At 42.3% G+C, this 19968-nt stretch carries 21 protein-coding genes and 1 riboswitch; of the genes, 3 read left to right on the top strand and 18 right to left on the bottom strand.

What is annotated here, in order from left to right; all coding sequences use genetic code 11:
• The first annotated feature begins 115 nt into the window (after positions 1-115).
• Positions 116-538, top strand: coding sequence for a cell wall hydrolase (locus A6754_RS02140; RefSeq protein ID WP_066442242.1), 423 nt, complete (start codon positions 116-118; stop codon positions 536-538).
• A gap of 39 nt (positions 539-577) precedes the next feature.
• The gene (gerQ, locus tag A6754_RS02135) at positions 578-1063 is read left to right on the top strand and encodes a spore coat protein GerQ (protein ID WP_066442240.1); all 486 of its coding nucleotides are present in this window, start codon (positions 578-580) and stop codon (positions 1061-1063) included.
• A gap of 58 nt (positions 1064-1121) precedes the next feature.
• Here the strand turns inward: gerQ and A6754_RS02130 are convergent, their stop codons facing one another.
• From A6754_RS02130 to A6754_RS02110, 5 genes are all read right to left on the bottom strand, one after another.
• Positions 1122-2075: an ABC transporter substrate-binding protein gene (locus A6754_RS02130; protein WP_066442238.1), complete on the bottom strand. Its 954-nt coding sequence runs from the start codon at positions 2073-2075 to the stop codon at positions 1122-1124.
• Positions 2076-2085: 10 nt separating this feature from the next.
• Positions 2086-2613 carry a cobalamin adenosyltransferase family protein gene (locus A6754_RS02125; protein ID WP_066442233.1) on the bottom strand — a complete coding sequence of 176 codons (528 nt, stop codon included), beginning with the start codon at positions 2611-2613 and terminating at the stop codon, positions 2086-2088.
• A gap of 216 nt (positions 2614-2829) precedes the next feature.
• Positions 2830-3018, bottom strand: a riboswitch (cobalamin riboswitch).
• A 64-nt stretch (positions 3019-3082) separates the two neighbouring features.
• Positions 3083-3454, bottom strand: a complete 372-nt coding sequence (locus A6754_RS02120; RefSeq protein WP_066442228.1) for a DUF423 domain-containing protein — start codon at positions 3452-3454, stop codon at positions 3083-3085.
• Between the two features lie 145 nt (positions 3455-3599).
• Entirely contained in the window at positions 3600-3917 is a 318-nt protein-coding gene (locus tag A6754_RS02115) for a YwdI family protein (RefSeq protein ID WP_257297384.1), read from the bottom strand.
• Positions 3918-4172: 255 nt separating this feature from the next.
• On the bottom strand, positions 4173-4850 hold the full coding sequence (locus A6754_RS02110; RefSeq protein WP_066442224.1) for a uracil-DNA glycosylase: 678 nt from the start codon (positions 4848-4850) through the stop codon (positions 4173-4175).
• A 161-nt stretch (positions 4851-5011) separates the two neighbouring features.
• Here A6754_RS02110 and A6754_RS02105 point away from each other — a divergent pair, with 161 nt between their 5' ends.
• Entirely contained in the window at positions 5012-5344 is a 333-nt protein-coding gene (locus tag A6754_RS02105) for a YflT domain-containing protein (protein ID WP_066442223.1), read from the top strand.
• A 50-nt stretch (positions 5345-5394) separates the two neighbouring features.
• Here A6754_RS02105 and A6754_RS02100 read toward each other — a convergent pair whose 3' ends face one another.
• The 13 genes from A6754_RS02100 to fdnG all read right to left on the bottom strand — a co-directional run bounded on the left by A6754_RS02100 (position 5395) and on the right by fdnG (position 19808).
• Entirely contained in the window at positions 5395-5943 is a 549-nt protein-coding gene (locus tag A6754_RS02100) for a chromate transporter (protein ID WP_066442220.1), read from the bottom strand.
• Complete coding sequence (locus A6754_RS02095) at positions 5940-6473, bottom strand: chromate transporter (RefSeq protein ID WP_066451281.1); 534 nt, start codon at positions 6471-6473, stop codon at positions 5940-5942. Before A6754_RS02095 ends, A6754_RS02100 begins: the two co-directional genes overlap by 4 nt.
• 74 nt (positions 6474-6547) lie before the next feature.
• On the bottom strand, positions 6548-8155 hold the full coding sequence (locus A6754_RS02090; protein ID WP_066442218.1) for a gamma-glutamyltransferase family protein: 1608 nt from the start codon (positions 8153-8155) through the stop codon (positions 6548-6550).
• Positions 8156-8850: 695 nt separating this feature from the next.
• Positions 8851-9870 (bottom strand): MoeB/ThiF family adenylyltransferase, encoded by a 1020-nt coding sequence (locus A6754_RS02085; protein WP_066442217.1) that lies wholly within the window; start codon positions 9868-9870, stop codon positions 8851-8853.
• A 6-nt stretch (positions 9871-9876) separates the two neighbouring features.
• A complete protein-coding gene (moaD, locus tag A6754_RS02080) occupies positions 9877-10110 on the bottom strand; it encodes a molybdopterin converting factor subunit 1 (protein ID WP_066442215.1) in 234 nt (77 codons plus the stop codon).
• Positions 10103-10567 (bottom strand): molybdenum cofactor biosynthesis protein MoaE, encoded by a 465-nt coding sequence (locus A6754_RS02075; RefSeq protein ID WP_066442213.1) that lies wholly within the window; start codon positions 10565-10567, stop codon positions 10103-10105. Before A6754_RS02075 ends, moaD begins: the two co-directional genes overlap by 8 nt.
• Positions 10568-10599: 32 nt before the next feature.
• Positions 10600-12513 (bottom strand): molybdopterin biosynthesis protein, encoded by a 1914-nt coding sequence (locus A6754_RS02070; RefSeq protein WP_066442211.1) that lies wholly within the window; start codon positions 12511-12513, stop codon positions 10600-10602.
• A gap of 76 nt (positions 12514-12589) precedes the next feature.
• A complete protein-coding gene (locus A6754_RS02065) occupies positions 12590-13819 on the bottom strand; it encodes a molybdopterin molybdotransferase MoeA (protein ID WP_066442209.1) in 1230 nt (409 codons plus the stop codon).
• Positions 13816-14415: a molybdenum cofactor guanylyltransferase gene (gene mobA / locus A6754_RS02060; RefSeq protein ID WP_066442207.1), complete on the bottom strand. Its 600-nt coding sequence runs from the start codon at positions 14413-14415 to the stop codon at positions 13816-13818. Before mobA ends, A6754_RS02065 begins: the two co-directional genes overlap by 4 nt.
• Before the next feature lie 18 nt (positions 14416-14433).
• Positions 14434-15237, bottom strand: a complete 804-nt coding sequence (locus A6754_RS02055; RefSeq protein ID WP_066442205.1) for a formate dehydrogenase accessory protein FdhE — start codon at positions 15235-15237, stop codon at positions 14434-14436.
• Positions 15238-15329: 92 nt separating this feature from the next.
• Complete coding sequence (locus tag A6754_RS02050; protein WP_066442203.1) at positions 15330-16016, bottom strand: formate dehydrogenase subunit gamma; 687 nt, start codon at positions 16014-16016, stop codon at positions 15330-15332.
• The gene (locus A6754_RS02045) at positions 16009-16821 is read right to left on the bottom strand and encodes a 4Fe-4S dicluster domain-containing protein (RefSeq protein WP_066442202.1); all 813 of its coding nucleotides are present in this window, start codon (positions 16819-16821) and stop codon (positions 16009-16011) included. Before A6754_RS02045 ends, A6754_RS02050 begins: the two co-directional genes overlap by 8 nt.
• On the bottom strand, positions 16821-19808 hold the full coding sequence (gene fdnG / locus A6754_RS02040; RefSeq protein WP_156495661.1) for a formate dehydrogenase-N subunit alpha: 2988 nt from the start codon (positions 19806-19808) through the stop codon (positions 16821-16823). The genes A6754_RS02045 and fdnG overlap by 1 nt, the downstream gene beginning before the upstream one ends.
• Between the last annotated feature and the right edge of the window lie 160 nt (positions 19809-19968).

Here is a 19968-nt window from a genome sequence, read left to right as displayed (position 1 = left end):
TAGGCATAAAAAAACAAGCTCCATCATAGGAATGAAATAGTGAGTTGATTTATTTTGATAGCCCAAGTTTTATATTTCACCAATCAGCCAGAAAACCATCTTAGGGGGTGAATGGATGGGTGTTATCGCGTACAACGAAGATGATGTCAGACTGTTGGCAAGATTGATGAGAGCAGAAGCAGAGGGAGATGGAAATCTTGGCATGCTGATGGTTGGCAATGTTGGCGTGAACCGGGTGCGGGCAGACTGCCTTGATTTTCGTGATATCCGATCTATTAGGCAAATGGTTTTTCAAAATCCAGGCGGCTTTGAAGCAACTCAAAAAGGTTATTTTTATCAGAGAGCCAGACAGGGCGAAATTGATCTAGCCCGAAGAACCATTAAAGGGGAGCGAAGCCATCCTGCCAGTAATTCTTTATGGTTTTTCCGTCCTGCAGGTAATTGCCCGGCTCAGTGGTATAACCAATGGAATTCCGGCCGGTTTAAGGCACATTGCTTTTATCAGCCGACGCAGCAGGATTGTCCAACTGTTTTTTAGCATGTTGAAATTATAGGAATCATTAGGAGGGGAAAAGAAGTGAGTCAATCGAATTTTAATCAATATCCTTATTATGGTTACCAGCAGCAGCAACAACAGCCTTACACAGCAGCACCGAAAGCAAATGCTTATCCTGTTCAGCAGCCTGTTGCCTATCCGCCGCAAATCCCTACTGGAGCTATGCTTCCGGCCACTGGCGGTCAAGCGCCAACTCAAGCGCCGCAAGTTCCTGGCATGCTGCCAATTGAGCAATCGTATATTGAGAACATTCTTCGCTTAAATAAAGGAAAGCTGGCAACAGTTTACGCTACATTTGAGAACAATACAGAATGGAATGCGCGCGTTTTTAAAGGTCTAATTGAAGCAGCTGGAAGAGATCATCTCATCTTGAGTGATCCGGAAACTGGTTTACGATACTTAATCCCAATGATCTACTTAGATTATGTAACATTTGATGAAGAAATTGAGTATGATTATCCAGCATTCGGCGGCGTGCAGGGGTTAACTCAATATACACCTAGATAAAAATACATCCATACAAAAAGCGTGAAAGGATCTTCTTTCACGCTTTTCTCATGGACGATTATTGAAAAACTTCAGGATATACGGTTTCTGCCACCAATTGCACAGCTTCTCCGATTCGCGGTCCTGGTCTTGATGTAATATCACTGTCAAGCTGGTACACAGCATCGCCAGAAATAGCAGCAATTTGATCCCAGCCTGTACGGCCCTTTACTTCTTCAATTGGATTATCAACATAGTTAACAGTAGTTGCAATCACTTCTGGATTACGGCTGATGATGTCTTCTTCTGATACTTTAATCCATCCTTCTTGATCTCCAAACACATTACCAACATGTGCAGCCTTTAGAATTTCCTGCTGGAATGTATTGCTTCCTGTTGTATAAATGTCTGGGGCAGGACTAATTTCTAAATAAAGCTGTTTTTCCTCTTCCACTCCTGCCAGCTTTTCACCAACTGAAGCGATTTGGTCCTGAATGCTTTGAACAAGCTCTTCGCCTTTCTCCCCTACACCCATTACATCAGCGATTTGCTGAATATCACCATATACGTCTTCAAATGTTAAAGCAGACTGAATGACAAAAACAGGGATACCGGAATCAATAATCGGCTGCAGCTGTTCTTCCGCACCAACTGTATAAGCGATCACGACATCAGGGTTCAGCTCAATGACCTTTTCAGCATTAACGGTCATCGAATCGGAAACCTTTTCGATTTCCTGAACTTCTTCAGGATAATTATCTACATCTGTTACACCGACGACTTTTTCTCCGGCATCTAAAGCAAAAAGAATTTCTGTATTACTTGGCTGCAGTGAAACAACGGTTTCTGGCACTTCTTCAAACGTTACTTCTGTTCCCATATCATCTGTTACAGTATAAGCAGCAGATTCTTCTTCCTGCGGCTGTTCTGTTTGATCATTATTTTCCGTGTTTTCTTCTGCTGTGTTACACGCAGCTAAGAAAAGAACCAGCATGAAGGATGCGAACCATCCTGCGAATTTTTTGTTTTTCATTTTTATTCTCCTATCTGACTTTATATGATTTGCTTGTAAATTTTATTTCTTGTACGCCGCTCATCTTATTTACATACACTGCCATCACAAATAACACATTGGCCAGCAAATGCGTATAATCAAACAAGATTTCTGGCACATTTCTTTCCAGGCTGACTTTATGTAAGGCTCGAACTGATTTCTTTGCTTCACTCCGGCAAACATGTAAAACACATGCTGCTTGCGTTCCTTGAGGAAGGAGAAAAGTTTTAATCTCTTCTTTCACTTCCTCTACGTATTCATCATAAAGACTGCTGAGTGCCTGTACATCTTCCTCTGAAATCGCCAGTTTTCCGCGAACTGAACCATTCAGATGATACGCCATCGGCAGCAGTCCCATCAAATCCTGATGGACTTTTGGAATATCTGCAGTTAAAGAAGCAGCTTCCCCAATTCTTGTTGTCATTGAATCTGTGCGAATTTCATAATCAACCGTAGAAGCCGCTTCACGCATAAACGGATAGCATAAAAAGCGATTATCTTTTCTCTCCATTTTCATCCACCTCCCTTTTTTAAAAAATGCAAATGCTTTCGATGCTACTGGGCAGACTGGCTTTTAAATTTAGCCAAGACATCCAGCCTAAAAAAAAGTGAATGTTCTTTTACTCCATATAAAGAAGCCGCCCAAAAAATTGGCCGGCTATTTATCCATATTTGATTACACACCAAATACAATCAAACTAACACCGTACAATTCTCTTAACTTCCGAAGAGTAAAATACTTGCAGAACTGGCAGATATCCTGGCTTGTGCTTCATCCTAGTTTAAGACCTTCCCATTTGTGAAAAACAAACAGTGGTTTTCTTCTTATTTCGTCAGCACTTACAGTTGCGGAGACAGCTTCGGTTTTGCACCGAATTCCCTATTAAGCTGATTGCTCAGCACCAATTCCTTCGTTTCTATTCACTTACAATCAGTTTACCATATTTCAAACAGCACATATGGTTTCTTTCAGAAAGACTCTACCATTATAAATATTTCACTGCTGCAATAATCAGCAATACCCATGCAGCTAAAAAGGACAAACCGCCAAGCGGGGTAATCGCTCCAAGCACACTAATTTTCGTGAGTGTTAACACGTATAAGCTTCCCGAGAATAATATTATTCCGCCAACCATCAGCCATCCCGCAGTTGATAAAAGAGAACTTGCCGGCAATTTCCCAAGCAATACTCCAATAATAAGCAGGCCAGTAGCATGGAACATTTGATAGGTAACACCTGTCTTCCATGTTTCCAAATATTTAGGCTCTACTCTGCCTTCTAAACCATGCGCACCAAATGCACCTAGTGCCACAGATAAAAAGGCATTCACTGCTCCAAGAATAATAAACAATTTCATCCCAATTCCCCATTTCGTTTCTATATGATTAAAGCTCCTATACATATTAAAGAGATTTACTGATTGGCAGCCTGTCAGGCGTAGCCAAAGGCTTCTCAGCACTTATACTTTATTCTTAATTAGCTGCTGCACCTTTTTTTAGTTATTAAAAATCAAACAGCGAATCTCCGTTTGCTTCATCTTCCATCTCTAAGCGTTTTGCCGGCTGAATGGCTGGCGCAGGATTCTGCGGCAGGATCTGGGGCATTGGCTGCGGCTGTGATACTGGCACTGAATAAGAAACAGGCATAGAACTTAGCTGCTGAGTTTTTTCTCCGCCATTTTCCAGAATCAGCTCACAAATTGATTTTATAGCATGTACTCTTTCTCTTACTAAAGAGCTTTGAGAAAGACCCTTTGCTTCCTTTAGTTCTTTTTCCATTTTCCCTAAAAGCTGCTGAATAGATATACTCAAGTTTTTCACCTCTGATCATCATTAATATAAATTTTATCAATTTTTCTTTTCAAAACGCAAACATCGCTGTCCTGAAGCTCTATATACGTCAAGCGAAGGCAGGCGGCTCGTCTTAAATTCAAAAGCCCTGCAGCCTTTTGGATAGCGCTGATCCCAAGTAATATAGAAGAATTTACACTTAAAACAATCTACTCTCTTGTTGTCCATCCTGCTTTCAGCCTTTCGCAAATTTTGTCTGTTTCACATGAAACATACGAGATTTTGTCAAATATCGTTTATTTTCCAGTCGATTTCCTGTTGTCCTTGTGCTCTTAAAAAGGCATTCACCTTCGAGAAAGGCCTGCTTCCAAAAAAGCCTCTTCTTGCCGAGAGCGGACTTGGATGTGGAGACGTAATTACTTGATGTTTTTCCAGATTTAACAGTTTCATCTTCTCTTGAGCTGGCTTGCCCCAAAGAATAAAGATAACGGGTTCTTCCCGCTCATTCAACTTTTTAATGATCTCATCGGTAAATTGCTCCCATCCTTTTCCGCGATGAGAATAAGCTTCTCCTTCCCTAACAGTTAACACGGTATTTAACATTAATACACCTTGCTTTGCCCATTTGACTAGGTACCCATTATTTGCGGGCGGGATGCCTAAGTCATTCTCGAGCTCTTTGTACATATTCCGTAGAGATGGGGGAATTTTCACCCCAGGCTTTACCGAAAAGCTCAATCCATGAGCCTGCCCTGGTCCATGGTATGGGTCCTGACCTAATAAAACCACTTTCGTTTCGGCATAATCTGTATCATGTAGACTATTAAAAATATCCTGTTTAGGAGGATATACAGTTTCCTTTTCATATTCTTTCTCAATAAACTCAATCAGCTGCTGAAAATATGGCTTTTCCATCTCTTTTTTCAAGATCTCCTGCCAGTCATTATGCAATAACATGCACATATCTCCTCCTCTCTCATTCTAGTTATTACGTTCCCTTCATTCATCTAGTATAAAGCAGAAATAAAAATAATAGGTTTTAAAATTTTCATAGCGGATAAATATATACTAGCAGGGACAAGCTCCCGACTATCATAAAAACAATTGAATGGAAGGTGCTAAATATGTATAAAGTTGAAGTTGTAGAAAATGGTGTGCAAGCTACAAACACAATCGATATGTTAAATAACCAAGGTTATTCAAAAGAGCATATTTATATTTTCGCTCACGACAAAGATCGTTCTGAGAATCTAACAGATGCAACAGATACTGGCTCTGTCGGCATGAAGGAGCAAGGATTATTTGATTCTGTTGGTAATGTCTTTAAAAAGCGCGGAGATGAGCTTCGCACAAAATTTGAATCACTTGGTCTAACAACTACTGAAGCTGAGCAATATGAAGAAGTTCTTGACCAAGGCAAATTAGTCATTGTAGGATCTGACTCTGCGGAGAAATAAAATTCACATATTAAAGCCCGAATCTGCTGATTCGGGCTTTTGTCTGTTCGTTAGTGAATACCGTATTGAATAATCCCAGTGACCGCTCCTACTGCAAGACCAATCAAGATGACTAGAGCCGGATGCAATTTCACTTTCTCCATTAAGATATAACTGCCCACCACAAGGATCAATGTATAAAGCGTTCCCGTACTAACAATAGAATCCTTAACAAACTGATACGTCAGCACACCAAGCAAAATGGCGATGACAGGTCTGACATTGTTCGAAATGTTTTTCACCTGCGGGGTATCTTTATATTTTAATAGAATTGCCATTAATAGGAGCATTAGCAGAATAGATGGTGCTACTGTGGCAAATAGCGCAACTAAACTGCCGATGATCCCGCCTTCAGTGTACCCAATATAGGCTGCCATTTTTGTTGCAATTGGTCCAGGCAGAGCGTTCCCAGCTGCAAGCACTTCACTGAACTCTCTTGAGGTCATCCAGCCATATTGGCCAACCACCTCATTTTCTACAAGCGGAATGCTAGATGGTCCCCCGCCATAGCCAAGGATACCAGGAATAAAAAAGGCCAAAAAAAGCTGCCAATAAATCATGAGGTGCCCTCCTCCCTTTTACGTTCCGGGATAAAAGCAATCAGAATCATCAGGACAATTAAAATGCCCGGATGAATATTTAAAAATTCCATAATGACAAGAGATCCTGCCAAAAACGCAATGGCCTTCTTCCATCCGAGGGAACTGCCGGATTTTTTGATAAAGTCCCAAGTCATGACGGCTAGCATCACTGCAACAACCGGTACAACGGATGCGGACATATGCTGTACCCAAGGTATATCTTTAAAAGCCTGCAGGAGCTGAAGCAGAAAAATCATCATTAGAGCAGTCGGTGCAACGGTTGCCAGCAGGGCAATAATACCGCCTAGGATACCGCCTACGCGATAGCCAATATAACCTGCCATCTTCGTAGCGATTGGTCCTGGCATTGTGTTGGCAAGAGCAAGTGTATCACTGAACTCTTCTTCATCCATCCACTTATATTTTTTGACCACTTCTTGGTGTACTAGCGGAATAGCGGACGGGCCTCCGCCAAAGCCGAGTATGCCGGACCGAAAGAATGCAATCATTAAATGCAGATGTGTTTTGCTGTTTTTGCCTGGACTTGGCAGTGGAGCTTCAGGCTGTGTGTTTACAACTGGATTTACCAAGCTGCGATCGATCCATCTGTTCGTGATTCTGTTCCGCCCATTAGTACACCCGTTTGCTCATTCCGCCAAATGATTTGTCCGCGCCCAAAACTTCCTCCATCTGCTGTTACATGGATCTGATGACCTTTTCGAGCCAGTGCCTGCACCAGATAATTTGGAAACTCGGGTTCTACATGCACTGATTTGCCTTTCATCCATTGCCACCTTGGCATGTCTAATGCTGCTTGTGGATTCAGCAAATAATCAACCGTATTTGTTACGACTTGAAAATGACCCTGCGGCTGCATATAGCCGCCCATAACCCCAAATGGGCCCACGGCTTTTCCGTCTTTTGTTAAGAAGCCCGGGATAATTGTATGATAGGTTCTTTTGCCGGGCTGAAGAACATTCGGATGATCGCTTTCGAGCGAAAAGTCATGACCGCGATTCTGCAGGCTTATCCCTGTTCCAGGAATGACAATCCCTGATCCAAAGCCCATATAATTACTTTGAATATAAGAGATCATATTGCCTTCTTCATCCGCTGCAGCCAGATAAACGGTTCCTCCCTTTGGAAGCTCATAAGGCTTCGGATCGGATGCTTCTTCGCCAATTACCCTGATTCTATCTTTTGCGTACGCCTCTGATAATAGCTCTTCCGCTGAAATCGGCATATGTTCCGGTTCCGTTATAAATGCCTGACCATCTGTAAAAGCCAGCTTCATTGCCTCAATTTGCTCGTGCAGAGTTTCGGCATTTTGCCATAAAGGACCTGGAGATTTCTGCGCATATACATTCAACGCCATTAAAGCCACCATTCCCTGGCCATTCGGCGGAATTTCCCAGACATCATATCCTCTATAATTTGCAGATATAGGCTTAACCCATTCCGGTTTATATGCAGCAAGGTCTTCTTTTGTTAAAAATCCATTATGTTTTTTCATAAAATCATCGATCTGATCCGCTAAGTCCCCTTCATAAAAGGACCTTGCCTTTGTTTCTCCGATCGATTTTAAAGTTGATGCATGCCCCTTAGAGCTCCACATTTCGCCAATTTCCGGTGCTCTGCCATTCGGCGCAAACGTTTCAAACCATGAGGCATATTCTTCAGCGGTAAAATCCTTTTTAAAACGGTTATAAGCCATTTTCCAATACTTCCCTAAGATTGGTGTGAGCGGATATCCTTCTTCCGCATATCGAATGGCAGGCTTTAATGCTTCTGCAAGAGAAAGCTTTCCGAATCGCTCTGATAAAGCTGCCCAAGCAGCAGGTACACCAGGTACTGTCACAGGAACAGTCCCGAATACAGGCATTTTTTCATGGCCAAGCTCTTTCACTTTTTCTGCTGATATGGATTGTGGAGCGGGACCTGAAGCATTTAATCCATGAAGCTCATCTTTTACCCAAACAAGAGCAAATGCGTCACCGCCAATTCCGTTCGATGTTGGCTCAACAACTGTTAAAGCGGCAGCTGTGGCAATCGCTGCATCAATGGCATTCCCGCCTTTTTGCAGAATTTCAAGTCCTGCCTGAGCCGCAAGCGGCTGTGATGTAGCAACCATCCCTTTTTTAGCAAAAACCGTATTCCTTTTTGATGGAAATGGGTGATGTAAGTAATCCATATGTATTCCTCCTCGGCAAAGTATATTGATTTTTTAAAAACAAAACGAACACTTGTTAACCATTTTTTTATTTTTAATTACCAAATGATCACTAAACATAATATGATTATAAAACATAAATATTCAGAAATCTATGTTTTTTTCTGATTTTAAAATAGAAAACCGAAAGACTTATTTTAAATGGGATGACTCTTTCTTGCAGAGCAATTCTGAAAAAACAAAGCTTTTTTCCAATCGCTACATAAAGTCAACTCCTTTTTCCATTAAAAGCTTCAAATTTCTTGACCCGCTTTAATAATATAACCCCTCGCCCCTCTCTACTTTCCTCCCTATAAGATCACTAGTTTAACCCTAAGTAAAAATTTTTCATAAATTCACAGCAGACAACGAACAGACAAAAAGAAAGTTAAATAGTAATTTTTCGATCATTTGTTAATTTAATCAACCATAAATATTTGTTATAAAAAGGAAACAGAAGATGCGAAAAAAGGGGGAAAAGAGAAAAGAATGCAGAATAATAGGGAGTGATTGGGAGAATGGACATATTTTATAGCTAAGAATGACAGCGTGAAGAGGGGAAGAAGATCAGATCATAACAGCTGCTAAGAGGAAGCAAAAAAAGCGGCATAAAAAATAGCTCTAAGCTAAGGCTAAGGGGCTGCTTAGAACTATTTATTTCTAGCTATACTAATCGCTTATCCAAGGATACGCTGATATACCGATTTAGCATGAGTAATATCCTTTGTGCCATGGATCAGTGCTCTGCCATCCTGAAAAAGAACCATACGCTGCTCCGCCATTTCAATAGAGAGCAGATAGGGATTTCCTTTAATCTCATAACCTAATGATTTTAGTTGCTTCGAAAGAGTTGCAAGGCTAATGACCGTGTCGTGCGGCGGTCTAATTTGGACTGTATCTCTGCCGCATAGAACAGCGGTTTTGGTTCGATTTTCACTTTGAAGATACGGGTATGTTCGGGTGGTGCCACAAGAGAGGCAGCCCTCATCCTTTGCTTTTGAAATTTTAATATTTGTGTACTGATTGTTCCAAAGGTCGAAGCTGACAAAAGTTTGCCTTATATGCTCCCAATCTTCCACTAAAATTTTCAGAGCTTCAGCAGATTGATGGGCAATGACCATTTGTACAGCCGGACCAATGATTCCACCGGTATCACAAGTCATTCCCTGAAGCGGAATCTTCTTTAGTAGACAATTTAAGCAAGGTGTTTTTCCAGGAATGATCGTAAGGCTCATGCCATAACTGCTGACACATGCTCCATAAATCCAAGGAACCCCATGCTTTTGAGAAGCATCATTTATGAGCATCCGTGTTTCAAAGTTATCGGTGCAATCAAGGATTAAATCCACTTCCCTGCACAAATCCTCAATCACTTCAGGTGTTGCATCGCCAATAACAGCCTTTATGTTTAGTTCATGGTTGATTTCTAGTAATCTCTTTTTGGCTGCTGCTGCTTTTGGAAGCTTTTCAATGACATCCTGTTCCGTATAAAGCTGCTGCCGCTGGAGATTGCTTTCTTCGACATAATCACGGTCAATGATGGTGAGTTTGCCAACACCTGCTCTTGCAAGCACTTCGGCATTCCCAGATCCAAGCGCTCCAGCACCAATTAGCAAAACGTGCTTTTGGCTGATCATCCTCTGGCCTTCAAACCCAATTGGTGCAAATAGTGTTTGTCGTGAATAGCGATCACTCATAGCAGCTTACCCTCCACTGACAGGCGGAATAAAGGCAATGATATCTCCCTTTTGGATCACTTCATCGTCTTCTGCAAATTCTTCATTAATGGCTGACATTGTACTATCCAGCTTTGTCAGGTTATATTTTTCTGCTATTAGCTCTTTAACATCTGCAACGGTTTTTCCCTCTGCCTGTAATTCAATATATTCAGCACCTGCTTCATCACGCAAGTGAGCAAAAAGCATAATTTTATTCATTTAGATCACTCTCCTCTGGTTTACCTGAAGGATAGGCTACCGTCTCAAGCTGATTGCCAATCCACTCTTCTCCATCCTCCCAATGTTCTTTCTTCCAAATAGGAACGATCTCCTTTATGCGCTCAATGGCATAGCGATTCGCTTCATAAGCATCGTTGCGGTGAGGAGTGGAAACAGCAATGACAACAGCGATATCCGTAATATCAAGTTTTCCGACACGATGAGTAATGGCAACTTCAGCACCAGCCCATTTGTCTTTTATTTCATTCCCAATCTGCTCGAGTTTCTTCACAGCCATTGGTTCATACGCTTCATAAACTAAAAATAATGTTTTCTTCCCATGCGTCAGCTCTCTGACGGTGCCAATAAAGGTTGTGATGGCACCAGCCTCACGCTGAACAACTTTATCGATCACAGCTTGTGTGTTAATTGGTTCTTTTGAAATTTCAAAGTTCATTGCTGGTCACCTCTTATTAGTCTTTAGACCTTTTAAAAGAATAAAGGTTCAAGTTCTTGCACGAGAGAATAGCCGCCAATTTGTTCAACAGCCTGCTTAAAGTCATGAGATTGAATGACTTTAATAAGTGTCTGTCCCTGTTCACTTTCGAAAAAGCTTTTTGTCATAAGCAGATCGTAATGTTCATCTGCCACTGGGATAAAATCGAGTTTCATCACCTTAGCAGCAGAGTAAATGCCAAGACCAACTCCATCAGGGTTTCCTTTCACCTCTGCAGCAACACTTAAGTGTGAAAACATTTCACGTTCATATCCAGTGATCTGCTGAAGACTAACCCCTTCTTCTCTCATCAACATATCAAAAAGAACTCTTGTGCCTGCACCTTTTTGCCGATTGGCATACTGTGCCTGTTTTTCAACGATATCAAGCAGCGATTGTATGTTAAGTGGGTTGCCTTGTGGCAATAGCCAGCCTTGTTTTCTTCTTAAGAAAGGATATAAAACAACTTCCGTTCCCTGCAAGAATCTTTTTATATAGGAAGTGTTATATTCTTTTGTTTCAGGGTCAAGCAGATGCACTGCAGCTAAATGTGCTTCCCCTTTTTTAATGGCCATCATACCGGCCATGCTGCCTGTATGTGAAGCCTGTATACTGAATGATCGATTTTCTGCTTTTAGTTTTGATGATAAAAGGTCGATTGTCAGATCGTGACTGCCGCTGAACACAATGGCATTTTCAATTTCATGCTTTGGTTTATAAAGTTCTGCTTCCGCGTATTCTCCTTGCTCATACCCTAAAATATCAGGAGGAATGACAAGCAGGCCGTCTGCACGTACAAGCGACATGGTCACTCCAGCAGCTCTTGATAAGGGGTTTGCCACATACTCCCCATTAATATACCCTATACTCACTCGAATAAAATCTTCAGCACCCATTGACCCGACCATTCGCCGGCCAATTTTCACTTTCAGCTTTTGCCGTTCGGGCTCATTTACACCTAAGTACTCACAAATAAGCAGACGCACAAACCATTCTAAGCTTAAATAGGCTGACACAGGGTATCCTGGAATGCCAACAACGATTGTGCTATTCACCTTGCCGATAATGACAGGTTTACCAGGTCTTGTTGCAATTCCATGCGTATACACGGTGCCTATCTCCTGTAAAATATGAACAGTGTAATCCTTTGATCCTGCCGATGATCCAGCATTGATAACTACAATATCTGAGGTATTTGCTGCTTCCAGCAATGCGGCTTTTATTTTCTCCGGATCATCCTTAACGACTGGTGTGAGAAGCGGATCTCCTCCCCACTCTCTTATATAATTGACAAAGGCACTTCCATTAAACTCAATAAGCTGTCCAACTGAAGCAGCATCTTCTGCGGAAACTAGCTCATTGCCAGTGGGAATGACCGTTACAGCTGGTTTTTTAATGACTGGAATGGTTAGAGTTCGAGCGGCAACTAATGCCCCAATATCAACTGGTCTGATTTCATGGCCTTGCGGGAATAGCATTTCCTCTTGTACAATATCCTCCCCAATCGGACGGATATGCTGCCAAGGAGCTGCTGGTTCAATGATTTCCACGCTATCTTCATCCCGCTCTTCTACGTTTTCAATCATGATTACCGCATTAAATGGAGGAGGCACTTCATTTCCAGTATCCACATGAATAAAATCTTCATTTCTCCTTAGCAGCAGCGGGTTTTGTTCATGAGCAGAAAAGGTCTCTTCTGCCACAATCGCTATGCCATCCATCGCTGAAGCATGAAAATGAGGCATCGAGCTCTGTGCAAAAATAGGTTCTGCTGTAATTCGCCCAAGAGCAGACACACTTGGTATCCACTCCACTTTCCTCTTCGGCTGAAAGTTTGCGAGCATTTCATGCCGTGCCTCTTGGCGGGGTTTATTCTCTAAATATATTTTTCGTTTGTATGGTGACATGTTAACACTCCTTAATACCAGGGCGCTTTATCGATCTATAGATAGGGACGATAAGCGCTGGAGCTGTTAATGCTTCTTAAAGAAATAATTTAACAGTGACAAGTTCTCCTTTTTGCACCCCTTCACTGCGGGCCGGAATTTCAATCAGCCCATCACTATTGACCAGGGTTGAAATAAGTCCCGATTTTCCGAAAATAGGTTCAGCAAGCCATTGTTCCCCCTCCTGAAAGAGACGAGTTCTCACATAATCTGTTCGTCCCGCAGCAGAAGGGATATTTCTAGTGGTTTTTGCAAATGTAAACGGAGAGTCTAAGCCTTCATATCCTTGCAGTTGATTCAAGATTTTTTTGGCGAAAACATGGAAAATAACCATAGCTGAAGCTGGATGGCCGGGAAGTGCAATCACAGGTTTTCCTTCTGCACTTGCCATAATTGTTGGTTTTCCAGGTTTAATCGAAATGCCATGTACAAACACACCTGGTTTTCCCAGTGAGTTCATTACATCAGATGAATAGTCCATAATACCAACAGAACTTCCCCCTGAGATAAACAAACAGTCTGCTTCAGCAAGCATTTGCTGCATTTTTCTTTTTAAATCATCAAAATCATCATTTACAATACCGCCGTATTTAAATTCATATCCCCATTCCTTTACAAGGGCTCCAATTGTCATACCGTTCATATCACGAACCTGGCCGGGCAATAGCTCTTTCGTTTCGAGTGCTTTCACTTCATTTCCCGTTGATAAGTAAGCAATAATGGGTTTGCGTACAACTGGGACTTCTGCTATTCCTTGTGAGGCAAGTGCACCGAGTTCCTGGGCCCGAAGCAAGGTTCCTTTTTTCAGCAAGAGGCTTCCCTGCCGAAGATCTTCATCTGCTTCAATCACATTTTCTCCAGGCATGACATGTTTATATAAATTTAGAAGACCATCTAAATCTTCACAATGCTCAATCATAACTACCGCATTACTATGCTCTGGAATCATTCCGCCAGTAGGGACATACATGGCCTCCCCGCTAAAAAGAGGCTTTGAGGGCTGCTCCCCCATTTTCACTTCACCTGTGACATTTAAATAAGCAGGAAGGTTTTCAGAGGCCCCGAATGTATCCGCCGCTAGGACAGCATAGCCATCAACAGCCGACCGGCGGAAGCCAGGCACATTTTCTGCTGCATGTATATCCTTTGCAAGGATGTGCTGTACAGCCTCTTCAAGCGGCACCATCTTCCATTCCTGAATGGGAGAATAATATTCTTTTATTAGCTGGAATGTTTCCTCTACTGTTTTTACATTAAAAAATTTCATAGCTGCTCTTTGCCTTCCGAAGAGATCTGTGCTGCTTTTTTATACTCTTCCGGGTGATTCATATTAAAAAGGGTTGACTCATTGATAGGTATTTTTAAAGATTCAACTCTTATATACACTGTCTGAATATAGTTTAGCATATTGCGAATAGCCAGCTTTTCTTCCTTTAAGAACATTTCCGCACAATTTCTTGCTTCCCTTCTATAGGCAGCAAATAGAGGGTGTTTTTGGCCGTCCCGCTCTGGAACGGCAGCTTGGTAATCATCCAGCTTGCTTAGTAAATAACTTCCGAGCGATGCAGATATAAAGGGCATATCGCAGGCAACAATTAAATTTTTTTCCGTTGCTGATAAAGACAGCCCTGCTTCAATTCCAGCAAGCGGCCCTTTTCCTATATAACGGTCTGCAATCATCGGCAATTGCAGAAATGCATAATCATCAGGCGTATTCGTTACGACAATGACATGGTCGACAATGGTTGCAAGCTCTTCTGCAATCCGTTCAATGACCGTTTTTCCGTCTATTTGCAGCAGTGCCTTGTTGGTACCCATCCGGCTTGATTTCCCGCCTGCTAAAATAATGCCTGTTGTCTCCACTTCTATCACCAGCCAATCTTAATGGTATTTGCCATCCTCAGCCGTGCCAAAACCGTTTTCTTGCGCAATATAGTCCAGGTGAATTGTTTTTATATCCATGAGCGCAGGTGTTTCCTTCTTCAGCAGCTTTCTCATATCAATCACCTTTGTATACCCTTTGCATGTTTGACAGCCGTGAATTTCCGCTCCTTCTTCACCATCCACCTTCATAACAATCATTTGGGTATGATCTTCTGTGCCGCAATGTGCACAGCACAGCTTTTTTTCTTCCCTGCTATGCAGACAGCGCGGGCATGTGAGCTCCTTTTTCCCCTTTTTCCCTACAACAGCAAAACGCGCAGGCTCACCGCATGCCGGGCAGCATGGGTCATGCTGAAATTTAGTCAGGACGGTCTCCAGCTCTGCTGCAGCCTTTTGTAAGAAAGGGCGGGCAGCCTGTTCTGCTGCAAACAGCGGGAGCCATTCCGGAACCTGATATTGTTCTGCAACTGCATGAAAGTAGTATCGATTTACAGTAATCACTTCTTTAAACCACTTACTCACTATGTCAATGGTTAAATTCTCTTTTAAGATATCACAATACTCATGATTTTCCGGCTGCCTTTCAGCTAAAAAATCAAACAGTTCAATTATAAAAAGATGATATTGATTCATATCCGCTTCAAGGTCAAGCTGTGGAATAAGTGGTGAGGAGATAAGTTCAAACGAAGATTCTTTCACTACAGCTGTTTCATTTATAGACTTGCGCCACCCTTTTATTAATTCTTCTATTTCCGCCTGCAGCTTCTCATAGCTTTCTTCTACTACATTCGTGTTCGACATAAGGATCCCTTCTTCCAATGTGCTTTTTTAAAAAAACGGGAAGAGCTACCCAATAATGGGTAGCTTCTTCATCTAATTAGGTTTGTTTGCCATTAAGCCCGCTTCTGCTCTTGTTCCTGTTCTTTTTCCTGTTCCTTAAGCTTGTCATACCAGCGGCCGTGATGGTTACGGGCATACTCTTCTGGAATATCTCCTTTTGTCATTCCTCTAAAAGAAGCACGGGAGCCGGGATGGCCAACCGATAAATAAATATGACCGACTACAACGGCCGTGGATAACCCAAGTCCGATATTATGGAGCGGATAGGCCCACATCACAAGCCCTTGCGGAAAGTACTGCGGAAACCACATAACAAGACCGGAACCAATGAGCATAACAGCTGTCAGGATCGTCAGCAGAGAATTTAACTTTTCACCTGCATTGTAAAAATCCTGCTTTGGAATCTTCGCGTGACCGCCGAAAAACTCTTTTGGAAAATGTAAAAAGAATTGGAAGTCATGTTTTTTCCAGGAAAAAATCTGCTTCATCCAGTGAATAAAGCTCTTTGGATCCGCAAACAAAATATAGACAACAGGCAGGATGAAAAACACAGCTGCCACTCTATGAACAAGACGTGCACCTGCCGGGCTTCCAAATACAACATAAAGCCAGTCAAAAAATTCTGTATAAAGCGGCAGACCGGTCAAGTACAGAACAAAGAATGCCAAAGCATTTAACCAGTGTGCAAATATGACATGCTTTGAGAATCGCTTAACCATCTTTGGTTCTTTTTTATTCATGGTCATGATCCCCTTCCGGTCGGTCTTTTCTGACAGCATTTGATATAGCAGCACCAATAACAGCCATGGTTGTAGCTCCAAGCATCATTTTGCCAAGCGGCTGAGCATAGTCCTTCCAAACCACTTGGGATAAAGCCACTTTTGGATTCTCAGGCAATCCATAAACAGATGGTTTGTCAGCGAGGAGATAAATGGTATTGGTGCCTTCAATTCCTTGCGGGTTATAAATATTTGCATTCGGAAAACGTTCCTTTACTTCCCCTAGGCGCTTGTTTGCCTCAGCTAAGACAAGATCCTTTTCTTCATAGATTAAGCAGTCTGTATGGCAGGCAACCACACAGGCCGGCTGCAGGCCTTGCTCAAGCCGGTCTGTGCAAAGAGTACATTTTTGTGCCTTTCGATATTCACTGCCATTTTTATCTTTATAGGTGGCAAGCTGCACAACACCAAAGGAACAGTTCTGAACACAATAGCCGCAGCCTACACATTTTTCCGCATCAATGACGACGGAATTGAATTTTGTATAGCTGATCGCACTCTCTGGACAAGCCTTTTCACAGGCAGCCTGATTACAGTGCAGACAGGACATATGACGGAAAAGCCATTCAAAGTTTCCATCTGATGTTTCATGTTCATTAAACGTAATGACATTCCATGTATTTGCCGTTAAATCTCTGTGTGACTGTATACTTCCATTAAAGTCCTCCGGCTCTGCCGGCAGGTCGTTCCAATTTTTACAGGCAACCATACATGCCCGGCAGCCATCACATTTCGTTACATCCACAAATTTAATATAATCTGCCATTATTTCGCCCTCCTAACATCACATAGGAACGCTTTATACTCAGGAATTGTCGTATTTGCATCTCCAATATGAGGGGTCAAGCGGTTAGCTGTTGCACCTGTTGCGATCCCCTTATAGCCAAAATGCCATGGCATGCCAATTTGGTGAATGGTTTTATCCTTTAATTTGTACGGTTTAAAGCGTTTGGTAATCATGGCAAAAGCCTCTATTTCCCCACGGGCCGTTTTTACGATCACCCGATCCTTGCTTGATATTCCCTTTTCCTGTGCCAGCTCTTCACTTATTTCAATGTACATATGCGGCATCAGCTCAGCCAGCCAAGGGATATTCCGTGTCATCGCACCAGACTGCCAGTGCTCTGACACGCGATAGGTTGTCGCAACAATCGGATATTCTGACACATCTCCTTGTGCATTCATTTCCTTCTCGCCAAACTTCACAGCCGGATTCAGCTGAATACTGGAAAATGCATTTGAAATGGGGTTTTCATAAGGCTCGTAATGCTCTGGGAATGGCCCTTCATTAACGCCGCCAGAAAACAAAGCTCCTTTTCCGCCCGCCATCATAATGAATGGGTCATTAAATGTAGGATCATCCGGACCTTTCGCGGCAACAAAGTCTGGAACATCAAAACCGCTCCATTTTTTCTCTGCTGCATTCCACTGTATTCCGATACGATCCTTGCTCCATGCCTTTCCATTCAAATCAGCACTTGCACGGTTATAAAGAATTCTCCTATTTGCCGGCCATGCAAAAGACCAGTTTAAGAAGTTACTCATACCTTCATTTGTATTATCTCTTCGTTTTGATAGGTTCTCAGATTCTGGGTAAAATCCGCTATATATCCAGTTGCCGCTGCATGTAGAACCATCATCCTTCAAATCTCCAAAACCTTTAATCTGCTGTTTTGTTTTCATATCATAGCCGTTAATTTCACGGCAGACCATATCGATATCAGGGTGATCCGATTCTCCATAATCCCATGTTAAAGCCTTCATCGGCATATCCTGCTGCTTTGGACTATTTTCATATAATCCTTTCAGCTTTCTAGCAAGCATATGAACGATTTCCAGGTCAGCTCTTGATTCACCCTTTGGTTTAATCGCTTGCCAGCGGTATTGCATCCAGCGTCCTGAGTTTGTAACAGAGCCTTCTTTTTCAAAAGATCCGCAGGCAGGCAGGAAAATCACCTCTGTTTGGATCGCAGCCGGGTCTGCACCAGCTTCCTTTTGCCAAAAAGCTGATGTCTCTGTTTCAAATAGGTCAACTGCAACCATCCACTTTAGGTTGCTCAATGCCTCTTTTTCTTTCCCTGCATTTGGACCCCCTACAACAGGATTTGTTCCAAACATAATTAGCCCTTCAAGCTCTCCGCGGTACATCGCATCAAATAAGCGCATATGTGAATAATCCTTGCCTGGCGTCAGTTTTGGCATCAGATGATAGCCAAATTCATTTTGCTTAGTTGCAGAATTGCCGTAGTAAGCTTTCAACATGCTTGTGTAAAACTTCGGCTTGTTAGAGAAATACCCGGATTCAGGTGTAATCCGCTCCAGAAATCCTTTATACTTTGAGTCTTGATCCGATCCTGTAGGTACTTCCATATAACCATTGACATTATGATAAAGAAGTCCGAAATCGGTTGATCCTTGTACATTTGACTCTCCGCGCAGGGCATTGACACCACCGCCGGCAATGCCAATATTTCCGAGTAAAAGCTGTAAGATCGCATATGCGCGAATATTTTGGGTACCTACCGTATGCTGTGTACCGCCCATAGCATATAGGATAGTACCTGCTTTGCCTGTTTCACTAGTACCTGTGAATGTTTGGCAGATTTCGAGATACGTATCTTTATCTGTGCCTGTAACACCTGTTACTGTGTCAACATCATAGCGTGCATAATGTTTTTTCATTAGCTGAAAAACGCAGCGGGGATCCTTTAAGGCTGGATCCTTAACAATCTCGCCATTTTCATCCTTTTTAAAGGCCCATTTTGTTTTATCATAATTCCTTGTTGTTTCATCGTAGTCGTTAAAAATGCCATCTTCAAAGGAGTATTGTTCATCTACGATAAATGACGCATTTGTGTAGGCTGCTACATATTCTTTATGATACATGTCATTTTCAAGCGCATAATGAATCATGCCGCCAATAAAAGCAATATCTGTTCCTGAACGAAGCTGACCGTAGATATTAGCCATCTGCGACGTTCTTGTATATCTTGGATCCACTGAAATGAGCTTTGCTCCCTTTTGCTTTGCTTTTGAGATCCATCTAAAGCTGATTGGATGATTTTCAGCAGGATTTGCTCCTATGACCATTAGGGCATCCGCATATTGCAAATCATTCCAATGATTTGTCATTGCTCCTCTTCCATACGTAGGTGCCAGACCGGCAACCGTAGAACTATGTCATATTCGGGCCTGATGCTCGATATACGTTAAGCCCAGTCCTGCACGGAAAAGCTTAGAAAGCAAATACGTTTCTTCATTATCGAGTGCCGCTCCACCCATATAAGCAATCGCCTCTGTCTTGTTGACCGTATAGCCATTTTCCTTTTGGACAAATGTGCGATCGCGGGTATCTTTAATATTTTTCGCTACTTTATCGAGAGCAAAATCCCAATCGACTTCTTCCCATTTTCCGCTTCCTGGTGCTCGGTATAATGGGTTTGTGATACGCTTTTCTGTTGTGTATACTTGCCTTACGGTTGTACCTTTACTGCAGAGCGATCCTTCATTGATCGGATGATCCGGATCACCTTCTGTGTATACAACATCTTTTCCGTTTGAATACACTAAAATCCCACAGCCCACAGAGCAATAAGGGCAGATGGTTGGTGTTGGTTTTAACTCTGAAATTTTTAATTCCTTTGCTTTTGCTCTGGCTGTTTTATCATCAAAACCAAGCTCCACCACTGCTAAAGTAGCAGCTACAGCACCTGATATCTTCAGAAACTTCCTTCGTGTTACATTTAGTTCCACTTTTTCTCCCCCCAATTCCAAGATTGAACTTTAGCTTGTTCATTTCCAGTGAAGTTCATTGTCTAGTTCCGACGGTTAGCTCCTCGAGGTTATAAGCGAATCAACCATGAGCCTAGTGAACAGCCCTCGTCCAATTCGTCTTATGATTGTTGAAGCTCCA

It is taken from the genome of Cytobacillus gottheilii, assembly GCF_001636345.1.
GTDB classification, from domain to species: domain Bacteria; phylum Bacillota; class Bacilli; order Bacillales; family Cytobacillaceae; genus Cytobacillus; species Cytobacillus gottheilii.
The sequence above is the reverse complement of the archived record's forward strand: the minus strand, read 5'-3'. Positions and strand labels throughout refer to the sequence as shown.